Below are 21341 nucleotides of genomic sequence, written 5' to 3'. Positions count from 1 at the left end.
CGAGGCCCGAAGGAGAGACACCAGTCGTGTCGGGAAACACCTGGACCGCCCCCACCGCCACCGGCCCGCTGGACGCGGAAGTCCGCGTCCCCGGGTCGAAGTCGATCACCAACCGGGCCTTCGTGCTCGCGGCGCTGTCCACCGGGCCGACGCTCGTGCGCAGGCCGCTGGACTCCCGCGACGCGCGGCTGATGCAGGGCGCGCTGGCCGCGCTCGGCGGCCGGGTCGAGCCGCAAGGGGACGACGTGCTGGTCTCGCCGCTGGCGCCCGAGGGCACGGAACCAGCGTCGGTGGTGCTCGGCAACGCGGGCACGGTCGCGCGGTTCACGCCCGCGCTGGCGGGCCTGGGTTCGCGGCCGGTGCTGTTCGACGGCGACGAGGCCATCCGCCGCCGCCCGATCGCCCCGCTGCTGCGGGCGCTGTCGGAGCTGGGCGTGGACATCGACGACGACGGGCGCGGCGCGCCGCCGTTCACCGTGCGCGGGCGCGGCGGCATCGCGGGCGGCAAGGTGGAGCTGGACTCCAGCGCGTCGAGCCAGTTCCTGTCGGCGTTGCTGCTGGCCGGGCCGTCGTTCGAGTCGGGGGTGACGGTGCGCCTGGTCGGGGACGCGCCGCCGAGCGAGCCGCACATCGCGATGACGCTGGACCTGCTGCGCCGCTTCGGTGCTGCGCCGGAGCGGTCGGGGGTGGAGTTCCACGTGCCCCCGGCGGAGCTGAACTGCCCGGAGTACGCGGTGGAGCCGGACCTGTCGACAGCGGCGCCGTTCGTCGCCGCGGCGGCCCTCGCGGGCGGCACGGTGCGGATCGAGGGCTGGCCGGAGCGCACCACCCAGCCCGGTGACTGGCTGCGGAGCCTCGTGGTCGAGCTGGGCCAGCGGGCGGACCTGGACGCGAACGGCCTGACCGTGACCGGAACGGGTGAGATCCGCGGCGCGCGGCTCGACCTGCACGAGGTGGGCGAGCTGACCCCGGTGGTCGCGGCGCTGCTGTGCTTCGCCGACGGGCCGTCGGTGATCTCGGGCGTGGCGCACCTGCGGGGCCACGAGACCGACCGGCTCGCCGCGCTCGCCACGGAGCTGTCGGCGCTGGGCGCGGGAGTCACCGAAACGGATGACGGCCTGGTGATCACCCCGGCCCCGATGCATGGCGGGGTGTTCCGCACGTACGAGGACCACCGCCTGGTGATGGCGGCGGCGGTACTGGGCCTGCGCGTGCCGGGCGTCGAGGTCGAGAACCCGGCCACGGTGGGCAAGACCTTCCCCGGCTTCACCGCCGCCTGGCAGGAGATGCTCAGCTGACCCGACTGCCGCCGACGGCGTCCGCGAGGCGGTGCACCTGGTCCGGGACGGGCGACCAGCAGTACAGCATCACCTCGTCGGCGCCGAGCGCGGTGAACTCCTCGACGGCCTGGCGGATCGCGGCGGGTGTGGTGAGCATCCGCTCGGCGTTCTGCGCCGCGAGGTCACCAGCGAAGCGGTAGTAGTCCAGGATCGCCGCCTTCGCTTCGTCCACTGCCGACTCACTGCCGAGTGCGACGTTGACCTGTGCCACCATCTTCGGCTGCCCGGCGCGCCCGGCGTCGGCCCAGGACGTGCGGACGTGGTCGAACAGCCGTCCTGCCCAGGCGATCGGTGCCGCGCACAGGAACCCGTCGCCCCAGCGCGCGACACGGTCGAGAGCCGCTTCGGCGAAAGCGCCGAACAACACCTCGGGACCGCCTTCGCGCGCGGGTGCGGGGCCGACCGGCCCTCCGGCCCAGACGTCGCGCAGGATCTTCATCTGTTCGTCGAGCCGCCGCCCGCGCGTGCGCAGGTCGGCGCCCACGAGGTCGAACTCGTCGGCGCGGCCCCCGACGCCGAGGCCCAGGGTGAACCGGCCGCCGGAAAGCCGGTCGAGTGTCGCGGCCTGCTTGGCGAGCAGGACGGGTTCGCGCAGCGGGGCGAGCAGCACCTCCGTCTGCAGCCGGACGCGGTTGGTCGCCCCGGCGAGCGTCGCGAGGGTGACCAGCGGTTCCGGGTTGTCGTACGTGAGCCGGTCGAGCAGGCCCAGTGTGGTGAACGGGCCCTCGTCGGCGCGACGAGCCCAGGTGAGCAGTGCTTCGGGACGGGCGATGGGCAGGCCGAGGCCTACGGACATGTGGAAACTCCCCTGTTTTCGAGCAGGACGGGTTGTCGTGCCGCCCCTTCCTCGTCCCGCCTCCCGCGGGCGCTCCGTCTTGCGGCGTCCTTCCCTGGAGCGTGGTTCAGTGGAGTGATCACCACGCTAGCAAAGGAGAGTTCCGTGTCGCCAAGGGTTTTCCGCTTCGGACTGGTCGCCGTGCCACGCGGATCGGTCGCCGAGTGGGCCGCGCTCGCCCGTCGCGCCGAGGATCTCGGTTTTTCGACCCTGCTCGTGCCCGACGGGGTCGGGTCCCACTCGTCGTTCACGGCGCTCGGTGCCGCCGCGGCGGTCACGGAACAGCTGCGGCTGGGCACCTTCGTGACCGCGGTGCCGCTGCACACCCCGGGCGAGATCGCACAGCAGACGTCAGGTCTGGACCAGTTGTCGGACGGCCGGTTCGAGCTCGGCCTCGGCGCGGGACGGCCGGACGCGGACGCCGGTGCGCGGATCCTGGGCCTGCCGTGGGGCACCCCCGGTGAGCGGGTCCGCCAGGTGGGGACGGTGATCGACACGGTCGAGCGGCTGCTCGGGGAGGTCGAGGGGTGGCAGCCGGTCCAGCGTCCCCGCCCGCCGATCATGATCGCCGGCACCGGCGAGCGGCTGCTGCGGACCGGCGCGGAGCGGGCCGAGATCCTGGCCGTGCACGCCGGGTCGGAGTCCCAGCTGGGCGAGAAGCTGCGCGTGGTCCGCGAGGCGGCCGGCGCGCGGTTCGACGATCTGGAGCTGAGCGTGAACGTGTTCCACGTCGGCGACGGCCCGGTCACCCCCTGGCTGCGCAACTTCGGCATCGACCCCGAGCGGACCGCGGGCAACCAGCACGTTTCCGTGCTCACCGGCGACACCCGCACGGCGGTCGACACGCTGAAGCGCCGCCGTGACGAGTTCGGCGTCTCCTACGTGACGATCAACGCCAGGGCCCTGGAGCAGGCGGTCCCGGTCGTCGAGGCACTCGCGGGAACCTGAGCCGGCGGAGGCTAGTCGCGTGCCCGGGCGCCGTCGAGGAAGAAGCTCGCGGCGACGGCGCTGGCCTCCTCCAGCCCCAGGCCGTGCACCTGGGTGAGCTTGATGGCGTTCAGGACGGCACCGGCGAGGAACACGTAGTGGGTCCCCGCGGAAAGGTCGCGCCGCAGCACGCCGGTTCCGATCCCCCGCGCGAGAACCTCCTGCACCGTGGCGGCGAGCTGGTCGTCGGCGGCTTTCAAGGTCGCGTGGTCACTGACGAGCACGGCGTAGCGGTCGCCGACGGACACCAGCGCGCGCACGGTCCGCTCGATCGCCTCTTCGACGCCCACGCGCTCGAGTCCCGCGTCCGCGAGCCGCCGGGCGGCATCGGCGACCGCGTCGGCGACGAGAGCGTCGAGCAGCGCTTCACGGTTGGCGTAGTAACGGTAGAGCGTGGCGCGGCTGACACCGGCGGCCGACGCGACGGCGGCGAGGTTCGCCCCGGCGCCCTCCTCGTGGAAGACGCGGGCCGCGGCGTCGAGGATCGCCCCGGAGACCCGGTCGAAACGCGGTGAGTTCCTGCTGGCAGACGAATCCATGGTGGACATCAGAGTAGCAGGATGAGACAACGCTGTCTTGACGACGACGTCCTCCGGCGATACATTGATGTCTCATCATGAGACTTCGATGTTTCATCAAGCCGGGAGTGTGAGGACCATGAGCGGCGAGACCGTGCTGGTGACCGGAGGTTCCGGTTTCCTCGGGGCGTACTGCGTGCTGCGGTTGCTCCAGGCAGGCCACCCCGTGCGGACGACCGTGCGTTCGGCCGGCCGCGAGCAGGAGGTCCGCGCGATGGTGCGGGCGGGCGGGGTGGACCCAGGTGACGCGCTGGGTTTCGCGGTCGCCGACCTGACCTCCGACGAGGGCTGGGCCGCGGCGGTGGAGGGTTGCGCGTACGTCCTGCACGTCGCGTCCCCCTACCCCGCGGCCATGCCCGCTGACGAGAACGACCTGATCGTCCCCGCGCGGGACGGGACGCTCCGGGTCCTGCGTGCCGCCCGGGACGCGGGCGTGCGGCGGGTCGTGCTGACTTCGTCCTTCGCCGCGATCGGCTACGGTCACCCCCGGCTCGACCGGGCGTTGACCGAACAGGACTGGACCGATCTCAGCGACCCGGCCACGACCGCCTACGTCAAGTCCAAGACGCTCGCCGAGCGCGCGGCGTGGGAGTTCGTGTCCGGTGAGTCCCTCGAGCTCGCGGTCGTCAATCCGGCCGGCATCCTCGGGCCGCTGCTCGGCTCCGGCATGCCGACCTCGATGCTGCTCCTGCAGCGCCTGCTGCGGCGGGAAATGCCCGCACTCCCCCGCCTGTCGTTCGGCCTGGTCGACGTGCGGGACCTGGCCGACCTCCACGTGCGGGCGATGACCGATCCCGCCGCCCGGGCTGAACGGTTCCTCGCGCTGGCGGGCGAACCGGTGTGGATCGCCGACCTGGCACGCGTGCTACGGGACCGCCTGGGCGTGCGGGTGCCCACCCGCCAGCTGCCGAACCTGGTGGTGCGCGTCGCCGCACGGGCCGACCCGGCACTGCGTGCGTACGTCTCCGAGCTGGGCAAGGTCAAGAAGACGAACGCCGGGAAGGCACACCGCCTGCTCGGCTGGCAGGCGCGGCCCCTCGAGGAGACGATCGTGGACAGCGCCGAGAGCCTGCTCAGGCAGGGCGCCGCGGAGCGGGATCGGCCACGAGCCAGGAGCTAGAGCAACCGCAGCTGCGTCTCCCGTCGCCGGGCCTTCGGTGCCTCCCCGACCCGCTCCACGCCGTCGCCGACGTCGGCCAGGAAGCGGGACACGGAAGCCGGCCGCCCGGCGCGGGAGGCCGCGTGGCTCAGGTACAGGTGCTGCTGCGCGCGCGTGATCCCGACGAACAGCAGCCGCCGCTCCTCCGCCAGTTCCTCCGCGTCCGGTTCGGCGCCCGGCCACCGCAGCGGCAGCAGCCCGTCCTCGCAGCCGACGACGAACACCACCGGGAACTCCAGCCCCTTCGCCGCGTGCAGGGTCAGCAGCGACACGCGGTCGGCCCGCGGGTCCCACGTGTCCACCTCGATCCCCAGCGACAGCTCGGTCCGGAACCGCGCCAGGTCGTCGCCGCACTCCCGCGCCAGCGGCTTCAGCAGGTCCACCGCGGTGTGGATCTCGGCCTCCTCCGCGCCGCGCCCGAGCACCACGTCCGCCGCGCGCCGGACCCGGTCCAGCACGGTCCCGCCCGCGTACGCGAGCTCGGCGAGGATCTCCTCCACGCCGGGACGCTCGGCCAGCCGATCGTGTGACCGCTTCTGGAACGGCAGACCCGCCTGGGTGAGCGCGTCCATCACCGCCCGTGCCTGCCGGTCCGTCCGGTACAGCACCGCGAAGTCGGAGAACCCGAGCCCCTGCGTGCCCTCGGTGACCACGCGGCCGCTGTCGAGCGAGTGAAACGACGCGCCGCCGAGCAGCTGGTCGATGGTGCGCGCGACGAACGCGCCTTCGGCCCGCTCGTCCGCCGCGTGGTGCACGCCGACCCGCGCGTTCCCGTGCTCCCCCATCGGGTGCAGCTCGCGGCCGGGCACGAGCGTGCCCGGCTCGATCGCCCGCAACGCGGCGTCGAGGATGTGCGGGTTCGAGCGGTAGTTCCGGGTCAGCTGCACCGTCCGCGCGCCCGCGAAGTCCTGCCGGAACCGCAGGAAGAACCCGACGTCCGCCCCCCGGAACCGGTAGATCGCCTGGTCCGGGTCACCGATCGCGGTCAGGTTGCCGTCCGGCGGCGCGAGCAGCCGCAGCAGCCGGTACTGCTGCTCGTCCACGTCCTGGTACTCGTCGACCGCGATCCACCGGTACCGCTCGCGGTAGGCGGCGACCAGTTCCGCGTCGGCCTCCAGCAACGCGACCGGCAACGCCACGAGGTCGTCGAAGTCCACGAGATCCTGCTGCCGCAAGGCTTTCGTGTAGCGCTCGGCGAGCTCGTCCGGCGTGCCGGTGCGGCGGCTGCGCGACAGCTCCGCCAGCGCCCGGCGAGCACCGGGTTCGTCACCGGTGACCTCGGCGAGAACGGCCAACTGCCGCGCGGAGTCGGCGATGCCGAAGTCTGCGCTCAGGCCCACCCGTTCGTGCTGCTCACGCAGGATCCGTACGCCCAGCGAGTGAAACGTGGCGATGATCAGCTCCGGAGCGTGATCCGGCACGAGCGCGGTCAGCCGCTCCGCCATCTCCTCCGCCGCCCGCCGCGTGAAGGTGATCGCCAGGCACTGCCGCGGCGGCACGTCCCGCTCGGACACCAGGTGCGCGAGGCGGTGGGTCAGCGTCCGGGTCTTGCCGGTGCCCGGTCCCGCGACGATGAGCAGCGGCCCGCCATCGCTGCCCGCCGCGGCCCGCTGGTCGGGATCGAGCCCGTCGAGCAGCGAACTCCCTGCCGCCTTCCGGTGTGGCGCGACGGTTTCCGCGACAGGCGCCGGAACCGGTTTCCGCGCGGGCTTCTTCGCGGGCTCCTCGGCAGCCGCGAACAGCCCCTCGTCGAACAACCCGATCGTCGTCGACTGCTTCAGCTCCGCGGGCTCGAACAGCCGGATCACGCCGTACTCGCCGTCGCGGATCACCTCGCCCCGGCGCAGCCGCTCGACGGCCTCCCCCAGCAACGGTGAGCGCGTCCGCAGGTCCTCGGCCGGCACGTCCTGCAGGATGCCCAGCTCCGGCCCGAACTCCGCGGTGAGCTTGTCGATCTCCCCGAGCACCTTCTTGCTCTTCGGGCCGACACCGAGGATCTCGCTCATGATCTCCGGCAGCGGCACGAGGCTGCGGAACTCCGCGGCACCCTCGGGCCGCACCGCCTCCGGCCGGTCGGCCAGGTCCTCGACGCGGCTGAGCACGCCGACGGTCAGCGGCTTGCCGCACTCCGGGCACAGCCCGCCGTGCGCCCGCGTCTCCTCCGGCTCCATCCGGACGCCGCACTTGCGGTGCCCGTCCACGTGGTACTTCCCCTCCTCGGGGAAGAACTCGATCGAGCCGGCGTGCCCGCGCCCGGTCTCCAGCGCGCGCTTGACGGCGAAGTAGTCCAGCCCGGTGTCGAACACGGTCGCCTCGCGCCCGAGCATCGGCGGCGAGTGCGCGTCGGAGTTGCTGACCAGCCGGTACTTGTCGAGCCCGGAGATCCGCCAGTTCATCTCGGGGTCGCTCGACAACCCGGTTTCGAGCGCGAACACGTGGTCGGCGAGGTCGGCGTAGCAGTCCTCGATCGCGTCGAACCCGGACTTCGACCCGAGCACCGCGAACCACGGCGTCCACACGTGCGCGGGCACGAGGTAGGACCCCTCGCCGCTCTCCAGCGTGATCTCCAGCAGGTCGCGTGAGTCGAGCCCGAGGATCGGGCGGCCGTCGGACCCGAGGTTGCCGATGCGCCCGAGCTTGGCGTTGAACTTCTCGGCGGCCTCGAAGTCCGGCACATAGACCAGGTGGTGCACCTTGCGGGTGCGCTCGGCCCGCTTGTAGATCGTCGAGATCTCGACCGACAGCAGGAACCGGACCTCGCTCGCGGAGCACGCCGGGGGCAGCCGCCGCCGGATGTCGGCGTCGAGGTCCTCCCGGAGCCGGAACAGGCCGGGCTCGGCGGGTTCGAGGTTCTCCCGCAGGTGCTCGAACCACGCCGGATGGGTGAAGTCACCGGTGCCGACGAGGGTGATGCCCTTGCGGCGCGCCCACCACGTCAGGTGTTCGAGGTCGCAGTCCTTGCTGCACGCGCGGCTGTACTTCGAGTGGATGTGCAGGTCGGCAACAAAGCGCACCGCGGCATCCTGCCAGAGAGCGCTTTCTAGGCCAGGGGGTGCCCGTAGGAACGCAGGACCTCGATGCCCCCGGCCCCGACGCGGACGACGTCGGCCCAGCGGTGGTCGCCGGCCAGCCACTCGACGACCAGCACGTCCGGGTCGGCCGTCTCGTGCCGGAACCGGGCCTCCAGCGCGGGGAGCCGGACGTCGCGGGCGAACAGGTGTTCCCGGATCTCGTCGCGGCCCCGCAGGGTCGACCGGGGGAACTCCAGCACCGCGTTGATGGCGAAGATCTCCGCGAGGCTCCACCAGCCCCGCGCGAGCAGGCAGCGCTGCAGGCGGTCCACGGCGCCGTGCGCGCGCTGACGCCGGTCCTGCGCGGAGAGGTAGCTCACAGCGCCGGAACGCTAGTGATCTCCGATCCCGGCGCCGGACGCCAGTGGCGGTGTGACGCGCCCTGCCGCGCTCAGCTCCCGGCGGCGTTCACGCCGGGCGCGGGCGCCTGCGCGTTGCCCGCGATCCCGTACCGCCCCACCGCGCCGTCGAGCTGCTCGCGCAGCGCCAGCACCGTCGCGATGCGCCCGGCCGCCGTGTTCACGTTGTCCACAGTGGACAGGATCGAGGTCGCGGAGGTGTCGGCCCGCACCACGCCGACCGCGCCGGTGCCCTCGGCCGACGCGGGGTCCCCGGCCAGCACCGTGCCGGCGCCCGAGCGGTCCAGCTGCGTGGCGAACCGCGCCAGCGTCGCGGCCTTGTCGCCCGCACCGTCACCGTCCGCCTGCCCGCTGGTGAGCACCACGGCCAGCTGCCCCGGCCCGATGCTGGGGCTGGCCTTGACGAAACCGCCGTCGGTGAGCCCTCCGATCGCCGCGGCCAGCTCGTCGGGGGTCGACTGCGGCCGCGCGGTGTCCTTGTTCAGCAACAGCACCGAGCCCACGAGCGCCCCGGCGAGCGTGCCGGGGTCACCGGCGGTCGGGAACACCGAACCGGCCGGCTGCAGACGTGTCACGAGCTGGCGCAGCTGGTCCGCCTTCGCCGGGTCCACAAAGGACGAGGTCAGCTGCAGCTCGCCGGTGACGGTGGCCCCGGCCTGGCCGATCAGCTGCTTGAGCGCGTCGCGGTCGGCGGGTTTGGCGTCCTCGGTGGTGACCAGCACGACCGAACGCTGCGCGAGCGCGCCCGCGACGACCTTCGGCCCCATCGACCCGGCGAACGCGTCGGCGTCGGCGAGGCGGGCGTTCAGGTCGGTGCGCTGTGCCTGCAGGTCGGACACCTGGCTGGCGAGCTCGCCCTTCTCGTTCGAGAGCCCGGACAGCAACGACCCGCTCAGCGCCGTCGACCCGAGCACCACGCCGACGGCGAGCGCGAGGAACACCGCCGCGATCGAGACGATGTGGTACCGCAGAGAAATCACGCGAAAAGCCCCTTGAGCCAGCTGGTGAACGAGTGCCAGGTGTGGTGGATCCAGTCGAGGTAGACGCTGCCGACGTCGGACATCAGCAGCGCGACGGCGACCACCACGAGCGCGGCGAGCACGAGCAGCACGACCGCGCCGAGCGAGACGCGGCTGCGGTGCAGCGCCGCGACCGCCTTGCCGTCCACGAGTTTCGTGCCCAGCTTGAGGCGGGTGAGGAACGTGGACGGGTTGGAGCCGGAGCGGCCGTGGTCGAGGAACTCGGCCAGCGTGGCCTGGAAGCCGACAGTGACGACCAGGCTCGCCTGGTGAGCGTCGGCCAGCAGCAGGGCGAGGTCCTCGGCGTTGCCGGACGCGGGGAAGGTGACGGCGCCGATGCCCAGGTCCTGGATCCGCGTGACACCCGGCGCGTGCCCGTCGGGCTGCGCGGGCACGACGACCTCGGCCCCGCACTTGAGGGTTTGGGCGTCGACGCCGGTCGGGTCGCCGACGATGATGTCCGGCTGGTACTTCAGCTCCCGCAGCGCGTCGGCGCCGCCGTCCACGCCGACCAGCACGGGCCGGTGCTCGGCGATGTACTTCTTGAGCGCCTTGAGGTCCGCGAGGTGGCCCTTGCCGGGCGCGACGACCAGCACGTGCCGGTCCCGCAGCGGCACGCGCACCTCGGGCACGCCGACGCCGTCGAGGATCAGCGTGCGTTCCCGGCGCAGGAACTCGATCGTGTTGGCGGAGAAGGCTTCCAGCTGGGTGGACATCCCGGCCTTGGCCTCGATCATCTGGTCGGCGATGCTCTCGCGGGTCTGCTCGGCGCCGGACGCGATGCGCCGCTCCCCGACGTACACGATGCCTTCGTGGAGCCGCACCTTGGTGCCGTCCTTGAGGCGGCGCAGGATCTCCCCGCCGACGCCGTCGATCAGCGGGATGCCCGCGCCGACCACGACTTCCGGCCCGAGGTTGGGAAAACGCCCGGAGATCGACGGCGACGCGTTGACCACCGCGGCGACCTCGGCCTCGACGAGCGCGTCGGCGGTCGCCCGGTCGAGGTCGAGCTGGTCGAGCACCACGACGTCACCAGGTCCGATACGGCGCAGAAGCTCCCGGGTCCGCCGGTCCACCCGGGCGACGCCGGTGATCCCCGGGAGAGTCTCCGTGTTGCGCGTCAGCAGTCCGGTCAGCTTCATGCCACCGATAGTGACAAACCCGCGGCCGTTGCCGTGGACAACACGCCGTAGCGGCGATTGTTTCCCAGCGTGATGGCGCGCCGTTTGCGCTGGTCCCGAGGGCCCGACCCGCAGGTGGAGGCGGGAAAATCCCGCTCGCGAGGGACTCGGGGGCGACCGTCCACTCCGGAGGGTCACGGCGGCGGACCGGAATCGCTCACTTCTCGCGCTTCCGGCTCCCCGCCCCGCGGAGCCTCACACCACCAGGCCGAAAATCCTCACTTCTTCCGCTTCCGGCCCTCGCCGCTCTTCTTCCCGCGGTCGGCGGCCGCCTTGTCGGCCTCCGCCACCGCGAGCAGCTCCTCGGCGTGTGCCCGGCCCGTCTCGGTGCCCTCCATCCCGGCGAGCATCCGCGCCAGCTCCAGCACCCGCTCGGACTGCTCCAGCGTCTTCACCCCGCTGCGCGTGACCCCCTCCGCGGTGCCCTTGTCCACCACCAGGTGCCGGTCGGCGAACGCCGCCACCTGCGGCAGGTGCGTCACCACCAGCACCTGGTGACTGCGCGCCAGCCGGGCCAGCCGCCGCCCGATCTCGACCGCCGCGCGGCCGCCGACCCCGGCGTCGACCTCGTCGAACACCAGCGTCTGCACCGTGTCGGCGTGCGCGAGCACCACCTCGATGGCCAGCATGACCCGCGAGAGCTCACCGCCGGACGCCGCTTTGTGCACCGGCAGCGGCGGCGCCGCGTTGTGCGCCCGCAGCAGCAGCTCCACCTCGTCGATGCCGCTGCCGCCCGCGTGCACCCGCTCGCCGTCGACCTCCAGCGCGGCCGCGTCTCCGGCCTCGGCGGGGCGCCGCTGCACGGTGACGTCGATCTGCGCCTGCCCCATCGCGAGCCCGGCCAGCTCCTGCGTGACGGCGGCCGCCAGCTCCGTCGCCGCCACCGCCCGCGCCTTCGACAGCGCCGACGCGTGCTCCGCGAGCCGCGCCGCCAGCTCGTCCCGCCGGGCGGCCAGCTCCGCCAGCGCCTCCTCCGACGTGTCCATCCCTGCCAGCCGCGTGCGCGCGTCCTCGGCCCAGGCGAGCACGCCGTCGACGTCCGCCGCGTACTTGCGGGTGAGCTTCTTCAGGTCCGACTGCCGGGCGAGCACCTGCTCCAGCCGCTCCGGGTCGGCGTCCAGCGCGTCGAGGTAGCCGCCCAGCTCGGCGCCCACGTCCGACAGCAGCACCGCGGCCTCGGCCAGCCGCGGTTCGAGGTCGCGCAGCACCGGGTCCTCGGTGGCCGCGAGCCGCCGCCGCGCCTCCCCCACGAGACCGAGCGCGCCCGGCTGGTCCGGGTCGCCGTCCGCCGCACCCGAAACCGCGTTCTGCGCCCAGCTGGCCGCCGCCCGCAGCTCGTCGGCCGCCGCGAGCCGCTTGATCTGCTCGGCCAGCTCCGCGTCCTCGCCCGCCTGCGGGTCGACCGCCGCGATCTCGTCGAGCCCGTGCCGCAGCAGGTCGGCCTGCTGCGCCAGCTCCCGTGACCGGCTCTGCCGCTCGGCCAGCTCGTGCACCACCGACTGCCACTCCTCGCGGACCTCGCGGTAGCGCGCCAGGGGCTCGGCGACCGACTCGCCGGCGAACCGGTCGAGCACGTCACGCTGCTCGCCGGGACGCAGCAGGCGCAACTGGTCGTTCTGCCCGTGCACGGCGAGCAACCGGTCGGCCAGGTCGGACAGCACGCTCACCGGCACCGACCGCCCGCCGAGGTGCGCGCGCGAGCGCCCGTCGGCGCTCACCGACCGCATGGTCAGCAGGCTGCCGTCCTCGTCGGGCTCGCCGCCGGCGTCGGTGACGATCCGCGCCACGTGTTCGGCCAGCACGCCCTCGAAACGGCCTTCGACGACGGCCTTCCCGGAGCCGTTGCGGACTTTCGAGGCCTCTGCGCGGCCTCCGGACAGCAGATGCAACCCGGTGACCACCATCGTCTTGCCGGCCCCTGTCTCGCCGGTGACCACGGTGAATCCCGGGTGCAGTTCGAGCAGGGCGTCCTCGATCACTCCGAGGCCCTGGATGCGCATCTCGGCCAGCACGGGACCCACCGTAGCGGCCCCCACCGACATTTTGTCGTTCAGCCTGGGTGTCGTTCCCGCCAGCTCTTCACCGGCAGCGCGAACTTGTGCACCAGCCGGTCGGTGAACGGCCCCGGGAACAGGCGCGCGAGCCGCACCGGGACCCGCCCCGCCACGACCCGCACCCGCGCCCCCTTCGGCAACGCGATGTGCCGCAGCCCGTCGCAGGTCAGCACCGCGGACGAGCCGTCGGGGTCGATGCCGACGGCGATCACCGAGTCCCGCGAGACGACCAGCGGGCGGGCGAACATCGCGTGTGCGTTGCTCGGGACGACCAGCAGCGCCTCGACGTCCGGCCAGATGATCGGGCCGCCCGCGGAGAACGCGTAGGCCGTGGAGCCGGTCGGAGTCGCACAGAGCACACCGTCGCAGCCGAAGGAGGACACCGGTCGCCCGTCCACCTCGATCAGCGCGTCGAGCACCCGTTCGCGTGAGCTCTTCTCGACGCTCGCCTCGTTGAGCGCCCACGTCTCCGCGACGGGTTCGCCGTTGAGGGTCACCGAGACGTCGATGGTCATGCGTTCCTCGACCGTGTAGTCCTGGTCGACGACCTGGTGCACGGTCTCTTCGAGCGCGTCCGAGTCGGCCTCGGTGAGGAACCCGACCCGGCCGAGGTTGACGCCCAGCACCGGCACGCCCGCGGGCCGCGCGATCTCCGCCGCCCGCAGCAGCGTGCCGTCACCGCCGAGCACGAGCACCAGCTCGGCGCCGGCGGCGGGGTGGTCGTGCGGCGCGACCAGCTTGCACAGCGGCGCGTCGCCCTCCTGCTCGATGAGGTCGCGCACCTCCTCCTCGGTGACGCGCAGCCCGATGCCCGCGGCCGCGAACTTGGCCGCGACCTTGCGGGCGGCGTCCCGGGTCGCGTTGCGGTCGGGGTGCACGACCAGCAGTACCTCGCGCTCGCCGGTCACTGCGGACCCTCTCCGACAGCCTTGCGCACCAAGCGCTCCACGCTGTCCACTGTGGACTCGTCCCGGCGCAGCCAGGCGAAGTACTCCACGTTGCCCGACGGTCCCGGCAGGGGGCTGGCGACCACGCCGTGGGGGTGCAGGCCGAGCTCGGCCGCGGCCGCGAGCACCTCCAGCACCGCCTGCACGCGCAGCTCCGGATCGCGGACGACACCGCCGCTGCCGAGCCGTTCCTTGCCGACCTCGAACTGCGGTTTGATCATCGGCACCAGGTCGGCTTCCGGTCGCGTGCACGCGAGGAGCGCGGGCAGCACGAGCTTCAGCGAGATGAACGACAGGTCGCCGACGACGAGGTCGACGGGGCCGCCGGTCTGCTCGGGCGTCAGGCTGCGCACGTTGGTCTTGTCCAGCACGAGCACGCGGTCGTCGGTCTGCAGCCGCCAGTGGAGCAGTCCGCGCCCGACGTCGGCGGCGACGACAGTGGCCGCACCGCGACGCAGCAGGACGTCGGTGAACCCGCCGGTGGAGGCGCCGGCGTCGAGGCAGCGTTTGCCCTCGACGGTCAGTCCCTGTTCGCCGAACGCGTCCAGCGCGCCGAGCAGCTTGTACGCGCCGCGGGACGCCCAGTTGGGGTCGTCGCCGTCGCGCACGACGATCGCGGCGCCGGTTTCCACGCCGGTGGCGGGTTTGCTCGCGACCATGCCGTGCACGGTCACCTTGCCCTCGCTGATCAGCGAGCTGGCGTGCTCGCGGGAGCGGGCGAGGCCCCGGCGGACGAGTTCGGCGTCGAGGCGGGCCCTACGGGGCATCGGTCAAACCCTGTCGATGCTGGACAGGGCCGCCGTGAGCTCGGAGTGGACCGCGTCGAAGCGCTCGACGTGCTCGGAGAGCGGCACCCGGTCGAGGTTGTCGAGCCCCGCCACGGCCTCGTCGATCCGGGCGCGCGGGTCCGCCTGCGGAGCCGGACCGGGCGGCGGCCCGGGCACCGGGCGGGGCTGCGGGCTGGGTTGTTGCTGCACGGTCACCACGCTAACGGATCCGTCATCGCGACGACGGAAGCCCCAGCTCCGTCAGCGCTTTCGCGGCAAGATCGTCCTGGGCGCGCACATCGGTCACGCCGGATTGCCACGCTTCGTGACACAACGCGCGCAGCAGCGCGTACGCGTCCGAGGAGCCCTTGCCGGACGCGACGAGCGTGTCGCCGTCGACGTCGACCTGCCAGCCCTTCTGCGGACCGGGGGTGAGGTCGTCGGCGGGCTGGTCGAGCGCGCCCAGGTCGGCGGCGAGGTACGTCGGGCGCTCGGCGGGCACGGCGGCCAGTACGTCGGCGGCGGTGGAGACGCCGGTGAGCACCAGCAGCGAGTCGACGCCCGCGGTGTTGGCGCCCGCGATGTCGGTGTCGAGCCGGTCGCCGATGGCCAGGGGTTTCGTGGCGCCGGCGGACTGGGTCGCGGTGTGGAAGAGCGGAGCCTCGGGCTTGCCGGCGACGACGGGTTCGGTGTTGGTGGCGGTCTTGAGTGCGGCGACCATGGAGCCGTTGCCGGGCAGCAGGCCGCGCTCGGTGGGCAGGGTGGCGTCGACGTTGGAGGCGACCCACAGCGCGCCCGCGCGGATGGCGAGGCACGCTTCGGCGAGGTGCTTCCAGCCGGTCTCGGTCCAGTGCCCCTGCACGACGGCGGCGACGTCCGGGCTCACCTCGCGGACGGGGGTGAGCCCGGCGGCCTGGACCTCGGCCTCGAGCGCGGGCGCACCGACGACGAGCACCTGGGCCGCGGGAGGCAGCCGATCGCCGAGGATCTTGGCGGCGGCTTGGGCGCTGGTGCTGACCTCGGCGGTCTCGGCGTCGATCTCCATGCCACGAAGCGTGGCGGCGACGTCCCCGGGTGCGCGGGAGGCGTTGTTGGTGACGAACCGGACGGCGATACCGCGGGCGCGCAGCCCGCGGATCGCCTCGGCCACACCAGGGATCGGCTGAGGGCCGTGGTAGACGGTGCCGTCGAGGTCGAACAGCAACACGTCGTATCCGGCCGCGAGCCCCTCGCCGTCGGTCATTCGGCCTGGTCGCCCTTCACGCCGCCCCGCCCCTCGGTGGTGGTGTCGTCTTTCGCACCTTCGGCGGCGGAGGTGGTGGCCTCCCGCCCCTCGGCAGCCGTCGCCGCGTCCGCGGGGCTGGCGGTGTCGTCCTGGTCAGCCGTCACCCCTGCGGCAGCAGGGGTGGCCTCCCGCGCCTCGGCAGCCGTCGACACTTCGCCGGTGGGTGTGACGGTGTCGTCCTGGTCGGCCGTCGCCCCTGCAACAGCGGAGGTGGCCTCTCGCCCCTCGGCAGCCGTCGCCGCGTCCGCGGGGCTGACGGTGTCGTCCTGGTCAGCCGTGACCCCTGCGGCAGCAGGGGTGGCCTCCCGCGCCTCGGCAGCCGTCGCCGCGTCCGCGGGGCTGACGGTGTCGTCCTGGCCGGCCGCCGCCCCTGCGGCAGCGGAGGTGGCCTCCGGCCCCTCGGCGGGCTTCGCACCTTCGGCGGCCGCGACGGTGGCGTCGTTCTGGCCAGCGTTCGTACCTTCGGCAGCGGGGCTCGCGGCTTCGGCGGCCGCGGGCTCCCCCTCGTCGATGTCGGAGGCGATGTCGTCCCCGGCGTCGGCACCGGCACTCAGGTCGGCAGCACGCCCACTGTGCTCACCGTCGGCGTCGTCGGACGCGCCCGCTTCGACGGCGCCACCGCCCACGCCTGCGGAGGCTTTCCCCTCCGAACCAACGGCGCCTTCCTTATCCAGATCGGCAGCACCGTCCCCGGCGCCTTCCCCATCCAGATCGAGGTCGTCGTCGGCCTCGGCGAGCGGTGCGGGGGCTTCCTCGTCATCCTCGTCGTCCAGATCGAGGTCGTCGGCGTCAGCAGCGGCGCCGGAATCCTCGTCGTCGAACGCCTCGTCGGCGGAGTTCTCGGCACCGTCGTCGGGGTCATCCTCGCCGTTGGCCAGGCGGGCGGCGCGGTCGGCGGCGTCGGTCTCCTCGTTCTCGTCGGCCTCGGCCGCGATGAGGAACCAGCGGATCGCCTCCTCCTGACGACCGGCCGCGGCGAGGTTGTCCGCGTAGGCGTAGAACAGCCGCGCGCTCCACGGGTCACGCTTGCGCTCGTCGAGGTCCGGCCCCTGCAGCGAAACCACCGCCGCGTCGAGCTGTCCCATGTCCCGGCGCGCCCCCGCCGCGACGATGCGCAGCTCGACCTCGACGTCCTTCGGCAGGCTGCTGCCGGCCACATCCTTGGCGAGGTCCAGCGCCCGCTCAGGACGCCCGAGGGCCCGCTCCGCGTCGGCGATCACGGCGACATGCGTGTCGGTGCGGGTCATCCGGCGCACCGCCCGCAGCTCCGACAGCGCCTCCGCCCAGTTCCCGGCGTGGTAGGCGACCAGCCCGAGCGCCTCCCGCACGATCGGTACCCGAGAAGCCTTCGCCTTCGCGTACCGGGCGTGCTCCAGGGCCGCCTCCGGATCGTCGTCGATCAGACCGCCCGCGGCGACCAGGTGCTTGCCGACGGTCTCCGCCAGCCCACGCGGCAGGGTCCGCAGCTCGCGGCGGGCCTCCTCGTCGAGGTCCTCGAAGTCGATGTCCTCCGGCAGCTCCGGTGCTTCGAGCAGTTCCTTCGCCAGGGCAGCGTCGTCGAGTGGCTTGTCGGAGTGCTTCGACGGGAAGGACCGCTGCGGCCCGCGCTCGAACTTGCGCCCCCCGTCACGCGACTCAGGACGGTCGTCACGGGGACGGTCCGAGCGAGCAGCGTCGTTCCGGCTGTTGTACTCCCGACGCCCACCACGGTCGTCACTTCCACGGCCGGCACCGGACCGGCGGTTGTCGTCGCGGTCGAAACGCCGCTCCCCGCCCCGGTTGTCGCGATCACCGAACTTGCGGTCACCCCGGTCGTTGGGCCGACGGTCACTACCGCGGTCGTTCCGGTCGCCGAAGCGACGGTCCCCGCTCCGGTCGTTCGGGCGGCGGTCATCACGGTTGTCGAACCGGCGCTCTCCGCCCCGATTGTCATTGCGGTCGCCGAACCCGCGCCCGCCGCCACGGCTGTCCGACCGGCGGTCGTCACGGTCACCGAAGCGACGCTCGCCACCACGGTCGTTCGGACGACGGTCATCACGGTTGTCGAACCGGCGTTCCCCGCCACGATTGTCCGAGCGACGGTCGTCGCGGTTGTCGAACCGGCTGCCGCCGCCCCGATTGTCGGACCGGTTGTCGTTGCCGAAGCGACGGTCGCCGCCCCGATTGTCGAACCGGCGCTCGCCGCTGCGGTTGTCGGACCTGCGGTCGTCGCGGTCACCAAATCGGCGGTCGCCACCGCGATCGTTGGGACGGCGGTCATCGCGGTTGTCGGACCGGCGGTTCTGCTCGCGGTCGCCGAACCGGCGGTCGCCGCCGCGGTCGTTCGGGCGGCGGTCATCACGGTTGTCGGACCTGCGGTCATCGCGGTCACCAAATCGACGGTCGCCGCCACGGTCGTTCGGGCGGCGGTCATCACGGTTGCCGTAGCGGTTCCCGCCGTCGCTCGACCGGCGGTTGTCGTCGCGTCCTTCGAAGCGCCGGTTGCTTCCACCGGGGCCACCGCGGTCGTCGCGGCGGTCGCGGTTCCAGCTCGGCTTGTCTCCGCGCGCGTCGTTCCAGCGGGGGCGGTCGCCACGGTCCTTCTGCCACGAGGACCGATCGCCGCCACGCTCGCCGCCCGAGTACCGGCGGTCGCCCTGGCCGGGACGGTCACCTCGCCGGTCGTCGAACCTGCCGCCGGAGCGGTTGTCGCCACGCGGGGAGAAACGGCGGTCGTCACCGCCACGCTCGTTGCCCGAGTGCCGGCGGTCGTCCCGGCCGCCGCGGCCGTTGTCGCGGTCCTGAAAACGCGGGCGACCGGTGTTGCCCCGATCGCGGTCGTGCTGTCCCGAGCCACCGCTGCCGAACCCCCGCCTGTCACCACGCGGAGCGCCGGAGCGGCGCTGGTCGGGACCCGAGTCACGGCGTCGCGGGCGATCGGACGCGGCGCCCTCGTCTGCGTCGCGCCGTCCGAACTCCGCCACCTGTTCCTCCTCGTGTTGCGAAAAAATCTGATCTTGAACATGCACAAAGGGCCCGCTAGGAGCAGCCAAACGGCTATCCTAGCGGGCCCTTCGGAAAAGGAGTTCGGCGGTGTCCTACTCTCCCACACCCTCACGAGTGCAGTACCATCGGCGCTGGCAGGCTTAGCTTCCGGGTTCGGAATGGGACCGGGCGTTTCCCTACCGCCATGACCACCGAAACACTCTGATCACACACCAGATGTTCCGTCATGCAGTTATCTGATCCTGAATCACCTGGTGTGGTGTTTCAGAACCGTAGAGCGGATGCGTAGCAGCTTTGTGGGCAAGTCCTCGGCCTATTAGTACCAGTCAACTCGAAAACACATTACTGTGCGTCCATTTCTGGCCTATCAACCCGGTCGTCTTCCGGGGGCCTTAACCCACATGGGGTGGGAGACCTCATCTTGGAACAGGCTTCCCGCTTAGATGCCTTCAGCGGTTATCCCTTCCGAACGTAGCTAACCAGCCATGCCCCTGGCGGAACAACTGGCATACCAGAGGTTCGTCCGTCCCGGTCCTCTCGTACTAGGGACAGCCTTCCTCAAGTCTCCTACGCGCGCGGCGGATAGGGACCGAACTGTCTCACGACGTTCTAAACCCAGCTCGCGTGCCGCTTTAATGGGCGAACAGCCCAACCCTTGGGACCTACTCCGGCCCCAGGATGCGACGAGCCGACATCGAGGTGCCAAACCATGCCGTCGATATGGACTCTTGGGCAAGATCAGCCTGTTATCCCCGGGGTACCTTTTATCCGTTGAGCGACACCCCTTCCACCAGGAGGTGCCGGATCACTAGTCCCGACTTTCGTCCCTGCTCGACCCGTCAGTCTCACAGTCAAGCTCCCTTGTGCACTTACACTCAACACCTGATTGCCAACCAGGCTGAGGGAACCTTTGGGCGCCTCCGTTACTCTTTAGGAGGCAACCGCCCCAGTTAAACTACCCACCAGGCACTGTCCCTGAACCGGCTCACGGTCCGAGGTTCAGATTCCCAATCCGGCCAGAGTGGTATTTCAACAACGACTCCACCAACACTAGCGTGCCAGCTTCACAGTCTCCCACCTATCCTACACAAACCGAACCGAAAACCAATACCAAGCTATAGTAAAGGTCCCGGGGTCTTTCCGTCCTGCCGCGCGTAACGAGCATCTTTACTCGTAATGCAATTTCGCCGGGCCTGTGGTTGAGACAGCCGGAAAGTCGTTACGCCATTCGTGCAGGTCGGAACTTACCCGACAAGGAATTTCGCTACCTTAGGATGGTTATAGTTACCACCGCCGTTTACTGGCGCTTAAATTCTCAGCTTCACCCCCGAAAGGGTTAACCGGTCCTCTTAACGTTCCAGCACCGGGCAGGCGTCAGTCCATATACCTCGTCTTACGACTTCGCATGGACCTGTGTTTTTAGTAAACAGTCGCTTTCCGCTGGTCTCTGCGGCCAACTCACCCTAGCCCGCAAGAGGCTTCAGGTGCTTCGGCCCCCCTTCTCCCGAAGTTACGGGGGCATTTTGCCGAGTTCCTTAACCACAGTTCACCCGATCGCCTTAGTATTCTCTACCTGACCACCTGTGTCGGTTTGGGGTACGGGCCGCACATGTTCTCGCTAGAGGCTTTTCTCGGCAGCATAGGATCACCCTACTTCACCACAACGGCTACGCATCACGTCTCAGCCTTCACGAGTGACGGATTTGCCTATCACTCGGCCTACACGCTTACACCAGTACAACCACTCACTGGCGGGGCTACCTTCCTGCGTCACCCCATCGCTTGACTACTACACACTCAGGTCCCACGCTCCACCATCTCAACCCGAAGGCCTCAATGGCTTTGGGTGGTTAGTCTCATGCGCCTCGTCAGGGGCGAACATACGCGGGTACGGGAATATCAACCCGTTGTCCATCGACTACGCCTGTCGGCCTCGCCTTAGGTCCCGACTCACCCTGGGCAGATTAACTTGACCCAGGAACCCTTGGTCATCCGGCGGCAGAGGTTCTCACTCTGCATTCGCTACTCATGCCTGCATTCTCACTCCCACACCCTCCACCCCTAGTTTCCACTGAGGCTTCACTGGGCGCAGGACGCTCCCCTACCCACCACAACAGTCGTTAGACCTAATGTTGTAGTGACACGGCTTCGGCGGTGTGCTTAAGCCCCGCTACATTGTCGGCGCAGGACCACTTGACCAGTGAGCTATTACGCACTCTTTCAAGGGTGGCTGCTTCTAAGCCAACCTCCTGGTTGTCTGGGCAATCCCACATCCTTTCCCACTGAGCACACACTTCGGGGCCTTAGCCGGTGTTCTGGGCTGTTTCCCTCTCGACGACGAAGCTTATCCCCCGCCGTCTCACTGCCACGCTCTCACCCACCCGTATTCGGAGTTTGGTTGACTTCGGTAACCCGGTAAGGCCCCTAGGCCATCCAGTAGCTCTACCCCGGATGGGAAACACGCGACGCTGCACCTAAATGCATTTCGGGGAGAACCAGCTATCACGGAGTTTGATTGGCCTTTCACCCCTACCCACAACTCATCCCCCAGGTTTTCAACCCTGGTGGGTTCGGCCCTCCACGCCGTCTTACCGGCGCTTCAGCCTGGCCATGGGTAGATCACTCCGCTTCGGGTCTAGACCACGCGACTCGAACGCCCTGTTCAGACTCGCTTTCGCTACGGCTACCCCACACGGGTTAACCTCGCCACGCAGCACTAACTCGCAGGCTCATTCTTCAAAAGGCACGCCATCACCAACACCCCTCCAAAGAGG

At 71.0% G+C, this 21341-nt stretch carries 15 protein-coding genes and 2 rRNA genes (1 of these 17 running past the window's edge); 3 read left to right on the top strand and 14 right to left on the bottom strand.

Annotated elements, in window-relative coordinates:
* Positions 1–26: 26 nt before the first annotated feature.
* Positions 27–1298 (top strand): 3-phosphoshikimate 1-carboxyvinyltransferase, encoded by a 1272-nt coding sequence (aroA, locus tag FHX82_RS17070; protein ID WP_229881574.1) that lies wholly within the window; start codon positions 27–29, stop codon positions 1296–1298.
* On the opposite strand, the gene FHX82_RS17065 is transcribed toward aroA, so the two are convergent.
* Positions 1291–2136: an LLM class flavin-dependent oxidoreductase gene (locus FHX82_RS17065; protein ID WP_145939164.1), complete on the bottom strand. Its 846-nt coding sequence runs from the start codon at positions 2134–2136 to the stop codon at positions 1291–1293. The genes aroA and FHX82_RS17065 overlap by 8 nt on opposite strands.
* A gap of 144 nt (positions 2137–2280) precedes the next feature.
* Here FHX82_RS17065 and FHX82_RS17060 point away from each other — a divergent pair, with 144 nt between their 5' ends.
* Positions 2281–3123, top strand: a complete 843-nt coding sequence (locus FHX82_RS17060; RefSeq protein WP_145939165.1) for an LLM class flavin-dependent oxidoreductase — start codon at positions 2281–2283, stop codon at positions 3121–3123.
* An 11-nt stretch (positions 3124–3134) separates the two neighbouring features.
* Here the strand turns inward: FHX82_RS17060 and FHX82_RS36555 are convergent, their stop codons facing one another.
* Positions 3135–3701 (bottom strand): TetR family transcriptional regulator, encoded by a 567-nt coding sequence (locus FHX82_RS36555; RefSeq protein ID WP_145939166.1) that lies wholly within the window; start codon positions 3699–3701, stop codon positions 3135–3137.
* Positions 3702–3819: 118 nt separating this feature from the next.
* Here FHX82_RS36555 and FHX82_RS17050 point away from each other — a divergent pair, with 118 nt between their 5' ends.
* Positions 3820–4860, top strand: coding sequence for an SDR family oxidoreductase (locus tag FHX82_RS17050; RefSeq protein WP_145939167.1), 1041 nt, complete (start codon positions 3820–3822; stop codon positions 4858–4860).
* On the opposite strand, the gene FHX82_RS17045 is transcribed toward FHX82_RS17050, so the two are convergent.
* From FHX82_RS17045 to FHX82_RS16990, 12 genes are all read right to left on the bottom strand, one after another.
* Positions 4857–7913, bottom strand: coding sequence for a UvrD-helicase domain-containing protein (locus FHX82_RS17045; RefSeq protein ID WP_145939168.1), 3057 nt, complete (start codon positions 7911–7913; stop codon positions 4857–4859). The two genes, FHX82_RS17050 and FHX82_RS17045, sit on opposite strands and share 4 nt — an antisense overlap.
* Positions 7914–7939: 26 nt before the next feature.
* Positions 7940–8290, bottom strand: a complete 351-nt coding sequence (locus FHX82_RS17040) for a nuclear transport factor 2 family protein (RefSeq protein WP_229881575.1) — start codon at positions 8288–8290, stop codon at positions 7940–7942.
* A gap of 71 nt (positions 8291–8361) precedes the next feature.
* On the bottom strand, positions 8362–9309 hold the full coding sequence (locus tag FHX82_RS17035; RefSeq protein ID WP_145939169.1) for a copper transporter: 948 nt from the start codon (positions 9307–9309) through the stop codon (positions 8362–8364).
* Positions 9306–10490 (bottom strand): putative cytokinetic ring protein SteA, encoded by a 1185-nt coding sequence (gene steA / locus FHX82_RS17030; RefSeq protein WP_183176678.1) that lies wholly within the window; start codon positions 10488–10490, stop codon positions 9306–9308. Before steA ends, FHX82_RS17035 begins: the two co-directional genes overlap by 4 nt.
* Positions 10491–10747: 257 nt before the next feature.
* Positions 10748–12541 carry a DNA repair protein RecN gene (gene recN / locus FHX82_RS17025; RefSeq protein WP_183176677.1) on the bottom strand — a complete coding sequence of 598 codons (1794 nt, stop codon included), beginning with the start codon at positions 12539–12541 and terminating at the stop codon, positions 10748–10750.
* Between the two features lie 38 nt (positions 12542–12579).
* The gene (locus FHX82_RS17020) at positions 12580–13491 is read right to left on the bottom strand and encodes an NAD kinase (RefSeq protein WP_145939277.1); all 912 of its coding nucleotides are present in this window, start codon (positions 13489–13491) and stop codon (positions 12580–12582) included.
* On the bottom strand, positions 13488–14297 hold the full coding sequence (locus FHX82_RS17015) for a TlyA family RNA methyltransferase (protein WP_145939276.1): 810 nt from the start codon (positions 14295–14297) through the stop codon (positions 13488–13490). The genes FHX82_RS17020 and FHX82_RS17015 overlap by 4 nt, the downstream gene beginning before the upstream one ends.
* 3 nt (positions 14298–14300) lie before the next feature.
* A complete protein-coding gene (locus FHX82_RS17010; RefSeq protein ID WP_145939275.1) occupies positions 14301–14516 on the bottom strand; it encodes a hypothetical protein in 216 nt (71 codons plus the stop codon).
* 13 nt (positions 14517–14529) lie between these two features.
* A complete protein-coding gene (locus tag FHX82_RS17005) occupies positions 14530–15540 on the bottom strand; it encodes an HAD-IIA family hydrolase (RefSeq protein WP_145939274.1) in 1011 nt (336 codons plus the stop codon).
* Positions 15537–18545 carry a hypothetical protein gene (locus tag FHX82_RS37010; protein WP_229881577.1) on the bottom strand — a complete coding sequence of 1003 codons (3009 nt, stop codon included), beginning with the start codon at positions 18543–18545 and terminating at the stop codon, positions 15537–15539. Before FHX82_RS37010 ends, FHX82_RS17005 begins: the two co-directional genes overlap by 4 nt.
* A 101-nt stretch (positions 18546–18646) precedes the next feature.
* Positions 18647–18763 (bottom strand): 5S ribosomal RNA (gene rrf / locus FHX82_RS16995).
* A 100-nt stretch (positions 18764–18863) separates the two neighbouring features.
* Positions 18864–21341, bottom strand: a 23S ribosomal RNA gene (locus FHX82_RS16990) (it continues 633 nt past the right edge of the window).

This window comes from Amycolatopsis bartoniae, assembly GCF_014191255.1.
Classification (GTDB): Bacteria; Actinomycetota; Actinomycetes; order Mycobacteriales; family Pseudonocardiaceae; genus Amycolatopsis_E; species Amycolatopsis_E bartoniae.
This window is presented reverse-complemented; position numbering and strand designations above follow the sequence as displayed.